This window comes from Actinoplanes nipponensis, from assembly GCF_016862275.1.
GTDB lineage: Bacteria > Actinomycetota > Actinomycetes > Mycobacteriales > Micromonosporaceae > Actinoplanes > Actinoplanes nipponensis.
The window spans coordinates 201027-213232 of the sequence record NZ_BOMQ01000061.1; the positions used below are offsets into that span (position 1 = coordinate 201027).

The window sequence follows — 12206 nt, forward strand, 5'->3', positions numbered from 1 at the left end:
AACGGGGTGTTGTCCCGGGGGAATCGCGCACTACCATCCGTGTCTGGCGAATTGCTCAACGTGCAAATCGATGCGTCCACGATGGCGGGAGCGTGCGATGACAGACACCCGGCAGCTCGGTGCGGCCCGGCGATATCCGTTCAGCGAACCGGACCGGCTCAACCTCGATCCGCTCTACGCCGAGCTGCGCCGGGAGGAACCGGTGACCCGGGTCCGGCTGCCGTACGGCGAGGAGGCCTGGCTGGCCACCCGCTACCAGGACGTCAAGGTCGTGCTGGGCGACCCGCGGTTCAGCCGCGCGCTGAGCGTCGGGCGCGACGAGCCCCGCACCTCGCCCCAGCAGATCGGCGGCGGCATCCTGTCGATGGACCCGCCCGACCACAGCCGCCTGCGCCGGCTGGTCGCCAAGGCGTTCACCGCGCGCCGGGTCGAGCAGCTGCGCCCGGCCACGACGGCGATCGCCGACGAGCTGGTCGACGCCATGGCGGCGGCGGGGCCGCCGGCCGACCTCGTGGAGGCGTTCTCCACGCCGCTGCCGGTCCGGGTGATCTGCATGCTGCTGGGCGTGCCACCGACCGACCAGCACCTGTTCCGTACCTGGTCCGAGGCGATCATCTCCACCACGTCGCTGTCGCAGGAGACCATCGTCGGGTACCTCGGGAGCCTGCACGCGTACATGGCGGGGCTGATCGCCCAGCGGCGCGAGACGCCGACCGACGACCTCATCGGCGCCATGGTGCAGGCCCGCGACGAGGACAACGACCGGCTCACCGAGCAGGAGATGGTGGAGCTGGCGGCCGGCCTGCTCGCCGCCGGCCACGAGACGACCGTCACCCAGATCTCCAACTTCATGTACGTGCTGCTCACCCACCCCGAGCAGCTGGCCGTCCTGCGCGCGCGGCCCGAGCTGGTGCCGGACGCCGTCGAGGAGCTGATGCGCTACGTGCCGCTGGGCGCGGCCTCCGCGTTCGCCCGGTACGCGACCGAGGACCTCGAGCTCAGCGGCGTACGGATCCGCGCGGGCGAACCGGTGATCGCCGCGTTGTCGTCGGCCAACCGCGACGCCGCGGTCTTCGAGGAGCCGGACCGGCTGGACCTCACCCGCGGCGCCGGCCCGCACATCGGGTTCGGCCACGGCGTGCACCACTGCTTGGGCGCGCAGCTGGCCCGGATGGAGCTGCAGGTGGCCCTGGGCACCCTGCTGCGGCGCCTGCCCGGTCTGGCCCTGGCCGTCGACGACAAGGAGCTGCCGTGGAAGTCGGGCCTGCTGGTGCGGGGTCTGCGCAGCCTGCCGGTGACCTGGTGAGCGCGCCCGAGGCCGCCTGGCGCCTGGCGGTGGACCCGGACACCTGCATCGGCTCGGGCATGTGCGCCGGCATCGCCCCCGCCCTGTTCGCCCTCGACGACGGGATCTCGGTGCCGCTGCGCACCCCCATCGCGCCCGATCAGGCCGCGATCGACGCCGCCGAGTCCTGCCCGGTCGAGGCGATCATCGTGCGGGACGCCGCCGACGGGCACGTGGTCGCCCCGGAGCAGTAGCCGCCGTTCCACGATGGAGGCCGAGCCGCCCCACGCCCTCTACCAGGAGTTTCTCCATCCGGGGCGGCCCGAACGGGCCGAGCTGTCACGCTGTTCGGCTCCTCGCGGGCGGCCGCCGCGGCTTGGTAACATGCCGCGGATCATGACCGGCGCCCGGCCGGTACGCCGGCCGGCAGCCGCGTCGGCCGGGTTCGCCCCCGCTCGCCGGCGAGGGCTCCGCCGGCCGGCAGCCGCCGCGGCGAAGCCGCACGTACGGAGGTCTCCTGTGACTGACAACCGGATGAAGGATCGCGTGAAGGTGATGCTCGGAACCTCGCCCGACGGCGCCACCTCCGAGCACGCGCTCGTCTCGCCGACTCCGGTGCCCGGTCTGCCCAACCAGGCCCTCCAGGTGCTGACCATGGCCCAGCGCACGGCCGAGGAGCACGTCGCCACCGCCCACCAGCAGGCCGACAAGATCCGTACGGACGCCCTGGCCGCGGCGGAGAACATCGCCCGCGACGCCCAGATCCACGCGCACAACGTGCGCCGCGAGGCCGACAAGGTCCTCTACGACGCGCGCGCCGGCGCCGAGCAGATCGGCCAGGAGGCCCGGGCCGCCGCCGAGGAGGCGCGGCGCAACGCCGAGAAGATCGTGCTCGACGCGCAGGCGCGGGCCGACGCCGTCGCCGCCGAGGCCAAGGCCAACGCCGAGCAGCTCAGCCTGCAGGCCCAGCAGCGCTACGACGACGTGGTGGGCAGCCTCGGCGTCAAGCGGGAGGCCCTGCAGGAGCAGATCGAGGCGCTGGAGCAGTTCGACCGCGAGTACCGCGGCCGGCTGATGAGCTTCATGCAGGGCCAGCTGCGCGCCCTCTGGGTGGACCAGCCGCAGGTCGTCGGCGAGCTGCCCGCCCCGGACGAGTCGGCCGGCCGGCACGGCTCCGCCGACCCCGAGCCCGAGGCCGTGGTCCCGGCGCAGCGCCGGCCGCTGGAGGACGGCGTCGAGGGCCCGCGCGAGGCGGCCGGGGACGAGGCGGACGACGAGGACGGCCAGACGCCCGGCGAGCGGTAGCGCTCACGCGTCCGGGGCGGCGTGGACCCGTTCGCCCCGGATGTAGGTCAGCGCCACCCGCGTCCCGGCGATCGCGGCCGGCTCGGCGGCGAACGGATCCCGGTCCAGCACGACCAGGTCGGCCTGCTGCCCGGCCCGCAGAGTGCCGGTGTCGTCGCGGTGGTTCACGAAGGCCGACCCCGCGGTGTACGCCGTCAGCGCGGCGGCCAGCGTGAGCCGCTGCGCCGGCAGGAACGGCTCGGCCCCGCCGCCGGGCAGCGCCCGGTTGACCGCGACGTGGATGCCCTGCAGCGGATCCGGGCTGCTCACCGGCCAGTCGCTGCCGGCCGCGAGGGTCGCCCCGGCGCGCCGCAGGTCGCCGAACGGGTACTGCCGCCCGGCCAGGTCCGGGTCGAGGAACGGCAGGGTCAGCTCGTCCATCTGGGGCTCGTGCGCGGCCCACAGCGCCTGGATGGTGGCCGTCGCGCCCAGCCGGGCGAAACGCGGCACGTCGTCGAGGTGCACGACCTGCAGGTGGGCCAGGTGCGGCCGGGTGTCGCGCGGGCCGTTGGCCGCCCGGGCCGCGGCGACGGCGTCCAGCGCGTCGCGGACCGCCCGGTCGCCGAGCGCGTGGAAGTGCGACTGGAAGCCGAGGGCGTCCACCGCGGTGACGTAGTCGCGCAGGGCGGCCGGATCGATGAACGACAGGCCGCTGTTGGCGGTCGCGCAGCCGTGGCCGTCGCGGTACGGGGCGGTCATCGCCGCGGTGAAGTTCTCGGCCACCCCGTCCAGCATGAACTTCACCGAGCCGCAGCGCAGCCGGCCCGCGCTGAGCGCCTCGCGGTTGGCCACCAGCTCGGGGATCTGCCCGGCGTCGCGCTCGCGGTCCCACCACAGCGCGCCGACGACCGAGGAGACGAGCGAGCCGTCGGCGGACGCCGTGAGGTAGGCGTCGGAGATGTCCGGGTAACCGTTGCTCGCGCAGATCATCGCGTCCTGCCAGGCGGTCACGCCCAGCGTGTGCAGCAGGTCCTGCGCGCGCAGCAGCCCGGCCAGCCGTTCCCCCGGGCTGATCGCCGGCAGCAGCGCCTCGACCAGCGCCATCGCACCCTCCTGGAGACCGCCGCCGGGCGCGCCGCCGGGCTCGCGGTCGATCCGGCCGTCCGGCGGGTCCGGGGTGGCGGCGGTGATGCCGGCCAGAGCCAGGGCGGCGCTGTTGACCCAGGCGCCGTGGTGGTCGCGGTTGGTCAGGTAGACCGGCCGGTCGCCGACCACGGCGTCCAGCGCGGCCCGGCCGGGCACCCCGCCGGGGAAGCTCTCCATCGACCAGCCGCCGCCCACGATCCAGGCGGCCTCCGGGTGGGCCCGCGCGTAGGCGTCGATCCGGCGCAGGTACTCGGCCGGCTCGGTGGTGCCGGTCAGGTCGCACTGGCCCAGCTCCACACCGCCCATCACGGCGTGCACGTGGGCGTCCTGGAAGCCGGGCAGCAGCAGCCGCCCGCGCAGGTCGACCACCTCGGTGCCCGGCCCCGCGAGCTCGGCCACCTCCGCGCCGCCGACCGCGAGGATCCGGCCGTCGCGCACCGCCAGGGCGGTGGCCCGGTCCTGCCCCGGTTCGGCGGTGAACACCGGCCCGCCCACGAACACCAGGTCGGGGGCGGCGGGTGGGCGGGCGCTCAGGGCGTCTCCTCGGTGACCAGGCTGGTGGCCACCCCGATCAGCGAACCGGTCGTCTCGGCGGCCCGCGACCGCAGCAGCGCGTACGCCAGGTCCGGGTTCGTCCGCCGCTCGGCGATGATCATGCCGATCGCCCGCTGGATGGTGGCCCGGACGGCGAAGGCGCCGACGATGCCGTCGACCAGCGCCTGCGCCCCGGCGCCGAGATCGCCGCGGGGGCCGGCCGGGAGGCGCTCGGGCGACTCCTCGTAGGCGTCCAGGACCGCGGCGCTCAGCGGGGCCATCGCCGCGGGGTCGTGACCGTAGAGGTTGAGCGCGGCGACCGGCAGGCCGCGGCCGGCGAACAGCGGGATGGACAGCGACGAGTGCAGCCCCAGCCGGTACGCGGCGTCGCGGAACCCGGGCCAGCTCATCGTCGCGTCGATGTGCGGCACGACGGTGGGTGAGCCGCCGTCCAGCGCGTCCAGGCAGGGCCCGGCGTTGTCGGCGTACTGTGCCTCGTCCACGGCCAGGGCCAGCGCGCTGCTGACCGCCACCGTGCTGTAACGGCCCTCGAACTGCCGGGTCACCGAGGCGAAGGCGACCGGGTCGAGCAGGTCGGCGCAGAGCTGGGTGATCCGCCCCAGCCGCGCGCCGATGGTGGAGTCGTCGTCGGCCGTACCGGCCAGCAGGATCAGCGCGTCCGCCAGGCCGTCCTGGTCCGGCGGCCCAGCCTGTGCCGGAGGCTGCGATCGGGTCACCACTGCGTCTCCTCACCCTTGCGCACGGACCGCGGGGTTACCCGGCGTCGGCCGGGCTACACGCCCGAACGCCCGCCGTCTCCCGGTCAGGCGCCGATGAGCAGGCCGTCCAGGTTCGCCACCTCGAGCACCATCCGGACCATCGGCCCGGGCTCGCGCAGGCGCAGCGTGATGTCCTTGAGCTCGGCGGCCCGGCGGGCGGCGACCAGCATGCCGATGCCGGAGGAGTCCAGGAACGTCACGGCGTGCATGTCGACGTCGATCCGGCCGCCCTGCTTGTCGGCCACCACCCGGCGCAGGACCTCGCGGAGGTACGTCGCCGTCTCCAGGTCGACGTCGCCCTCGGGGGTGACCACCACGGTGTCACCCTGGCGTTCCACGGTGCATTCGAATGCCATCTCACTCCGCCTTCCGCTTGCCCCGCCGCTCATCCGTCACCCATTGTCGCGGATCACCGTCCGGGGTCGTACCGCGGCTCGGCCGCAACCGCCGCGGGGCCGTCCCGCGGCTGTCCGGGCCGCTCCCGAACGGTCGGACCTGGCATTCGGCACCCGCGGTATACCGGCGATCGCAACCCGGCTGCACCCCGGCCGATGGAAGATGACTTCTCGGGACCGGCCGCCAACGTGAGACGGGGTGACATGGCAGCTGCGCGGGGTACCTCCGGAGGCCATCGCCGGCCGGCGCCCAGCCGCACCCGCACGCTCCCGGCGTGGGGGTGGTTCCTGCTGGCGGGCGGCATCGTGACCGTGCTCGCCGGCCGGGCCGGGGCGACCGGCCGGGAGGTCGGCTACGCCACCCTGAGCCTGAGCGTCATCGGCGCCGTGATCGCCGGGGTCCGGACGTACCGGCCCGCTCACCCGCTGGGCTGGTGGGTGCTGGCTGCCGGCATGGGGTGTGGCGCCGCCGCCCACCTCCGATGGGTTATGGCGCCACCGACGGCCGTGCTGAACTCGGGCATCTCCTGGACCGATGCCGTCTACTTCTCGATGTACCTGCTGGTCGCCGCGGCCGTGGCGATCCTGTCGGCGCCGGACCGCCGCGGCGCGGTCCTGGCCGGTATGGCCGAGGCGGGCATCGTCGCGTGCACCGCGGTCGTGCTCGTCTGGGTGTTCATGCTGGACCCCTTCGTGAACGACGGTGACGACTGGTCGACCACCGCCGGGGTGCTGGTCTACCCGGTCCTGGACCTGCTCATCATCACCACGGCGATGCGGCTGCGCGTGGTCACGCGCGCCCTCAGTCGCGCTCAACAGCTCATCGTGCTGGCCCTGCTCGCGGTGCTGGCCGCGGACATCGCCTACATCGTGTCGGTGATGAACGGGGGTCCGTGGGCCGGATCGGCCTTCAGCGCCTTCGGCTGGCTGACCTTCCTGCTGCTGCTCGGCGCCGCCGCCCTGCACCCGTCGATGGCTCGGGAGCCCGGCGCCGACCCGGGCCGGCGGCCGGCGGGCGCCGGCCGGTGGACCGTCGCCGGGTTGTTCGCCGTCGTGCTGATCGGCCCGGCGGCCACCTGCTTCGACCTGGTCAAGGACATCCTGGAGGGCGAGCTGGACGTCCTCGACGTGGTGGTGCCCCTGGGCGCCACCACGATGACCGCGGTGCTGCTCGTCGCCCGCCTGATCCGGGCCAGCGCCCTCGTCCAGCGGCGCGCGGCCGAACTGCAGGAGGCGGTCGATCACCAGGCCGTCCTGCAGGGCGAGATGAGCCACCTCGCCCTGCACGACCCGCTGACCGGGCTGCCCAACCGCCTGTACCTGGACCGGGAGCTGCGCGAGCACCTGCGCCGCGGCGACCCGGGCTGCCTGCTGCTGCTGGACGTCGACGGCTTCAAGCACATCAACGAGAGCCTGGGCCACCCGATCGGCGACGCGCTGCTGGTCGCCGTCGCGCAGCGGCTGCGCGAGACCGTGGGGCCCGGCGCGCTGCTCGCCCGGCTCGGCGGCGACGAGTTCGCCGTCCTCCTGCCGGACGCGGAGGCCGCCACGGTGGCCCGGCGCTGCGCGGACATCCTGGCCGGGGTACGCCTGCCCGCCGACATCCACGGCCACCGGCTGCACGTCACGATCAGCATCGGGGTACGCCGGCTGGCCGGGCCGGCCGCCGGCACCGACGCGCTCAGCGACGCCGACCTGGCCCTGTACGAGGCCAAGGCCGCGGGCCGGGACCGGGCGGTCACCTACGACGCCGGGCTGCGCGAGCGGCAGCTGGAGCGCACCGAGCTGATCGAGCGCCTGCGCGACGCGCTGACCGCCGGGCAGTTCAGCGTCTACTACCAGCCGATCGTGTCGCTCGGCGCCGGCGGCTTCGACGCGGTCGAGGCGCTGGTGCGCTGGTTCCCGGCGCCGGGCGAGGTCATCGGCCCGGACCGGTTCATCCCGGCCGCCGAGGACAGCGGCCTGATCGTCGCCCTCGGCGAGTGGGTGCTGCGGCAGGCCTGCCGGGACGCGGCCGGCTGGCACCGCCAGCACGGCACGGCGGTGACCGTCAACGTCTCCCCGCGCCAGCTCATGGAGCCGGACTATGCGATGACGGTCCGCCGGGCGCTGCGCGACGCCGGCCTGCCCCCGACGGCGCTGATCCTGGAGATCACCGAGGGCATGCTGGTGGGCGCGGCCAACCAGGACGACCGGACCATCGCCCACCTGAGCGCGCTGCGCCGCGAGGGCGTCCGGGTCGCGGTCGACGACTTCGGCACCGGCTACTCCTCGCTGGCCTACCTGCGGGACCTGCCGATCGACATCCTCAAGATCGACCGCTCGTTCCTGCCCGACGGCGCCGGCCCGGCCGACCGCCAGGTGTCGTTCGTCCGGACGATCGTCGACCTGGCCCACAACCTGGGGCTGGCCGCGGTCGCCGAGGGCGTCGAGACCCCGGCGCAGGTCGACCTGCTGCGCGGTCTGGGCTGCGACAAGGGCCAGGGTTTCCACTTCGGCCGGCCGGTCGGCGCCGCCGAGACGACCGAGGTCCTGGCCGCGTCGAGGACCGCCGGCGCGGTGCCGATCGGCGCCTGACCCGGGTCCACCGCGGGTGGCCACCGGCGCGAGTTCCCGCGCCGGACCTCTTGCCGTCCGTGACCGCGCGAGGCGGATCGGAAAATCCGCACCCGCTGAGGGCTAGCTGGGAGATCGCTGGGTAGTCGGGGGACACGTCCGCAGAAATGGAGGGGCATCCATGGCCCAGTCCCTCGGTTCGGCGCCCGGCACGGGCACCATCCGCAGCCTGATCCCGGCTCGCATCGACCGGCTCACCTGGTCACCGTTCCACACCCGCATGATCATGGCGCTCGGCACCGCGTGGGTGCTCGACGGCATCGAGATCACCATCGCCGGCGCCATCGGCCCGGTGCTGGCCGACGAGGCGACCCTCGGGCTGAGCACCACCCAGGTCGGCGCGATCGCCACCGTCTACCTGCTCGGCGAGGTCTTCGGCGCGCTGCTCTTCGGCCGGCTGTCCGACGCGCTCGGCCGCAAGAACCTGTTCGTCGTCACCCTCGGCGTCTACCTCGCCGGCAACGCGCTGACCGCGCTGACCTGGGGTAACGGCACCATGGCGCTGGTCTTCCTGTATGTCACGAGGTTCATCGCGGGCGCCGGCATCGGCGGCGAGTACGCCGCGATCAACTCCGCCATCGACGAGATGATGCCGGCCAAGTACCGCGGCCGGGTCGACATCGGCGTCAACGGCACCTACTGGGGCGGCGCCATCCTGGGCACGCTGGGCACCTTCGTGCTGCTCAACCACATGGACCTGAACATCGGCTGGCGGATCGGCTTCCTGATCGGGCCGGTGCTCGGCGCGCTGATCTGGAACCTGCGCCGGCACCTGCCGGAGAGCCCGCGCTGGCTGATCATGCACGGCCGGGAGGCGGAGGCCGAGGAGAACATCCGGATCATCGAGCACGAGGTCGAGCGCAGCGGCCGGCGGCTCCCCCCGGTCGACGAGTCGAAAACCATCGAGATCCAGCCGGCCGCGTCGCACGGCTACCTGTCGCTGCTGCGGGTGCTGTTCAAGCAGTACCCGTCACGGTCGATCCTGGGCGCCACGTTGATGATCACGCAGTCGTTCCTCTACAACGCGATCTTCTTCACGTACACGCTGGTGCTGACCGACGTCTACGGCGTCGACAAGGAGGACGCGCCGCTGTATCTCATCGCGTTCGCGCTGGGCAACCTCATCGGGCCGCTGGCCATCGGGCACCTTTTCGACGTCATCGGGCGGCGCAAGATGATCGCCGGCACGTACCTGCTCTCCGGGGTGCTGCTGGCCATCACCGCGTTCCTGTTCGACGCGGGGCTGCTGAACGCGATCACCCAGACCATCGCCTGGAGCGTGATCTTCTTCTTCGCCTCGGCCGGGGCCAGTTCGGCCTACCTGACCGCCAGCGAGATCTTCCCGCTGGAGATCCGGGCCCAGGCCATCGCGGTCTTCTTCGCCATCGCGCAGTGCTTCGGCGCGATCGGGCCGGTGTTCTACGGCTACCTGATCGGCGAGGGCGACACCGGCAAGCTCCTGATCGGTTACCTGATCGGGGCCGGCGTGATGGTCGTCGGGGGGATCGTCGAGATCTTCCTGGGCATCGACGCCGAGGGCAAGTCGCTCGAGGACGTGGCCGCGCCGCTGTCCGCGGTGACCACCCGGCCCCGCGCGACCGGCTGACCCGGCCGACCGGCCCGGTCCCGGCCCGGTCGCCCCGCGGGGCGACCGGGCCGGGCGGGGGAGAGACCTCGCTCATACGACACGCCGGAAGAGACTCATACTTTCGGCTAGTCATAGCTCAACTATTCGGCTACGGTCGACGACATCGGTCAAGAAGGCGCCGAGATCACCACCCTGCGATGTCCCTGTCGTGGTGCGGACCTCACGCTTCTTGACGCCCAGACGCGTTCCTCCGCCTCGGCAGCAGCGCGGGTGGTCCGGCAACGGATACCCAGACGTAGCGTCCGAGAAGAGGAACCATCATGTACGCACCCGCCATCCGGCCGATCGGCCCCTCGGTTCCCGTCGACTCCGGTGCCGCGACGACGGCGGAGCCGGGGGTCGCGCTCATCGCCGCGCTCGCCGCAATGCCCCAGGACGACCCGGCCCGCCCCCGGCTGCGCGACCGGACCATCGAGGCCTGGCTGCCGATGACCCGCCGGCTCGCCCGGCGCTACGCCGGCCGCGGCGAGCCCCTGGACGATCTGATCCAGGCCGCGACGGTCGGCCTGATCAAGGCGATCGACCGGTTCGACGCCGAGGTCGGCGTCGACTTCACGGTGTTCGCCATCCCCACCGTCCTGGGCGAGATCAAGCGGCACTTCCGCGACCGGGCCTGGGCCATCCGGGTCCCGCGCCGGCTGCAGGAGATGCGGATGGCGATCAGCGACGCCGGCACGGTGCTGGCCCACCGGCTGGGCCGGGCGCCCACGGTCGCCGACATCGCCGCCTACCTCGAGGTCGGTGAGGAGGAGGTGCTGGAGGGGCTGGAGGGAGCCCGCGCGTACAGCACGACCTCGCTCTCCACGCCGGTCGGCACCGAGAGCGGCACCCTGGAGCTGGGCGACACCCTCGGCGCCGAGGACGACGACTACGCGCGCACCGAGCTGCACCTGAGCCTCGGGCCGGCGATGGCCTGCCTCACCGAGCGCGAGCGCACCATCGTGACGCTGCGCTTCTTCGGCAACCAGACCCAGACGCAGATCGCCGCGCAGATCGGGGTGTCGCAGATGCACGTGTCCCGGCTGCTGTCCGCGGCGCTGCTGAAGCTGCGCACCCGGCTGGGTCCCGACGCCTGCTGAACCGTCACGGGCGGGCCCGGCGCCGCCGGCGGCGGACCAGCACCAGCGCCAGGAGCACCGCGAAGACGTCGAAGACGATCACCGCGGCCACCCAGCCGAACAACAGCGTCACCATCGGCAGCGAGACGTAGAGCGACGCGCACAGGGCGAGGACCGTCGGCCCGGGACGGTCCGGCCCGCCCATCCGGGCGGCGAGCACCGGGTCCTGCCGGGACAGTTCCTGCTCGATCGCCGCGAGAGCGCGGCGATCCCGCTCGTCGAGCATCTCTCTCACCCCTCCCGGGCCGTGCGGAGCAGCGCGCGTACCCCGGTCGCCGGCATGTCAAACCGTCGATGAAAATCGGGGGGTTAAAAGTCGCGTGCGCGGGGTAGGCGAGGCCCACCTGTCAGGTGGAGGATTCAGGCATGACTGCTGTCACCCCGCGCCCGGTCGCCCCTAGTCCGGTCGCCCCTGGTCCGGTCGTGACCCGGCCCTGGCCGGTCCGGCGCACGGTCCGCGGCTCGGCGCTGGCCCGGGTCCTGCGCACCACGGACGCGAAGCAGATCGGGATCATGTACATGATCACGTCCTTCGTGTTCTTCATGATCGGCGGCTTCCTGGCCCTGCTCATGCGGGCCGAGCTGGCCCGCCCGGGGATGCAGTTCCTGTCGCCGGAGCAGTACAACCAGCTGTTCACCATGCACGGCACGATCATGCTGCTGTTCTTCGCGACGCCGATCGTGTTCGCCTTCGCCAACTTCGTGGTACCCCTGCAGATCGGCGCGCCCGACGTGTCGTTCCCGCGGCTCAACGCGTTCGCGTACTGGCTCTACCTGTTCGGCGGGACCATCGCCGTCGCGGCGTTCCTGACGCCGTCGGGCGCGGCCGACTTCGGCTGGTTCGCGTACACCCCGCTCAGCACCTCCCTGCACTCGCCGGGCATCGGCGGCAACATGTGGGTGATCGGCCTGGCGCTGTCCGGCGTCGGCACCATCCTCGGCGCCGTCAACATGATCACCACCGTGATCACGCTGCGCGCGCCCGGCATGACGATGTTCCGGATGCCCATCTTCACGTGGAACATCCTGGTCACCAGCCTGCTCGTGATCCTGATCTTCCCGTTCCTGGCCGCCGCGCTGTTCGCGCTGGCCGCCGACCGGGTGCTCGGCGCGCACGTCTTCGACGTGGACACCGGTGGCCCGCTGCTCTGGCAGCACCTGTTCTGGTTCTTCGGCCACCCCGAGGTCTACGTCGTGGCGCTGCCGTTCTTCGGCATCATCACCGAGGTCATCCCGGTGTTCAGCCGCAAGCCGGTGTTCGGCTACAAGGGCCTGGTCGGCGCGACCCTGCTGATCGCGGCGCTGTCGATGAGCGTGTGGGCGCACCACATGTTCGCCACCGGGCAGGTGCTGCTGCCGTTCTTCAGCTTCCTGAGTTTCATGATCGCGGTCCCGACGGGC

General features: G+C 72.9%; 11 protein-coding genes. 7 read left to right on the forward strand and 4 right to left on the reverse strand.

All coding sequences use genetic code 11. From position 1 onward, the window contains the following. The first annotated feature begins 97 nt into the window (after positions 1–97). The 3 genes from Ani05nite_RS26510 (at position 98) to Ani05nite_RS26520 (ending at position 2590) form a co-directional block, all read left to right on the forward strand. Positions 98–1306 (forward strand): cytochrome P450, encoded by a 1209-nt coding sequence (locus Ani05nite_RS26510; protein ID WP_203772637.1) that lies wholly within the window; start codon positions 98–100, stop codon positions 1304–1306. Beyond that, positions 1303–1539: a ferredoxin gene (locus tag Ani05nite_RS26515; protein ID WP_203772639.1), complete on the forward strand. Its 237-nt coding sequence runs from the start codon at positions 1303–1305 to the stop codon at positions 1537–1539. The genes Ani05nite_RS26510 and Ani05nite_RS26515 overlap by 4 nt, the downstream gene beginning before the upstream one ends. Before the next feature lie 265 nt (positions 1540–1804). After that, positions 1805–2590 carry a hypothetical protein gene (locus Ani05nite_RS26520; RefSeq protein WP_239130645.1) on the forward strand — a complete coding sequence of 262 codons (786 nt, stop codon included), beginning with the start codon at positions 1805–1807 and terminating at the stop codon, positions 2588–2590. Positions 2591–2593: 3 nt separating this feature from the next. On the opposite strand, the gene Ani05nite_RS26525 is transcribed toward Ani05nite_RS26520, so the two are convergent. From Ani05nite_RS26525 to Ani05nite_RS26535, 3 genes are all read right to left on the reverse strand, one after another. Then, a complete protein-coding gene (locus Ani05nite_RS26525) occupies positions 2594–4210 on the reverse strand; it encodes an amidohydrolase (protein WP_239130646.1) in 1617 nt (538 codons plus the stop codon). Between the two features lie 35 nt (positions 4211–4245). After that, entirely contained in the window at positions 4246–4986 is a 741-nt protein-coding gene (locus tag Ani05nite_RS26530) for a GAF and ANTAR domain-containing protein (RefSeq protein ID WP_239130647.1), read from the reverse strand. Between the two features lie 86 nt (positions 4987–5072). After that, on the reverse strand, positions 5073–5384 hold the full coding sequence (locus tag Ani05nite_RS26535) for an STAS domain-containing protein (RefSeq protein WP_203772640.1): 312 nt from the start codon (positions 5382–5384) through the stop codon (positions 5073–5075). A gap of 243 nt (positions 5385–5627) precedes the next feature. On the opposite strand from Ani05nite_RS26535, the gene Ani05nite_RS26540 reads away from it, so the two are divergent. The 3 genes from Ani05nite_RS26540 to Ani05nite_RS26550 all read left to right on the forward strand — a co-directional run bounded on the left by Ani05nite_RS26540 (position 5628) and on the right by Ani05nite_RS26550 (position 10766). Then, on the forward strand, positions 5628–8000 hold the full coding sequence (locus Ani05nite_RS26540; protein ID WP_203772642.1) for a putative bifunctional diguanylate cyclase/phosphodiesterase: 2373 nt from the start codon (positions 5628–5630) through the stop codon (positions 7998–8000). Between the two features lie 160 nt (positions 8001–8160). Continuing rightward, entirely contained in the window at positions 8161–9645 is a 1485-nt protein-coding gene (locus Ani05nite_RS26545) for an MFS transporter (protein ID WP_203772644.1), read from the forward strand. A 302-nt stretch (positions 9646–9947) separates the two neighbouring features. Further along, complete coding sequence (locus Ani05nite_RS26550) at positions 9948–10766, forward strand: SigB/SigF/SigG family RNA polymerase sigma factor (protein ID WP_203772646.1); 819 nt, start codon at positions 9948–9950, stop codon at positions 10764–10766. Positions 10767–10770: 4 nt separating this feature from the next. Here Ani05nite_RS26550 and Ani05nite_RS26555 read toward each other — a convergent pair whose 3' ends face one another. Continuing rightward, positions 10771–11031 carry a DUF3040 domain-containing protein gene (locus Ani05nite_RS26555; RefSeq protein WP_203772648.1) on the reverse strand — a complete coding sequence of 87 codons (261 nt, stop codon included), beginning with the start codon at positions 11029–11031 and terminating at the stop codon, positions 10771–10773. A gap of 140 nt (positions 11032–11171) precedes the next feature. Here Ani05nite_RS26555 and Ani05nite_RS26560 point away from each other — a divergent pair. Then, the coding region (locus Ani05nite_RS26560; protein ID WP_203772650.1) for a cbb3-type cytochrome c oxidase subunit I at positions 11172–12206 on the forward strand (1035 nt) is incomplete at its 3' end.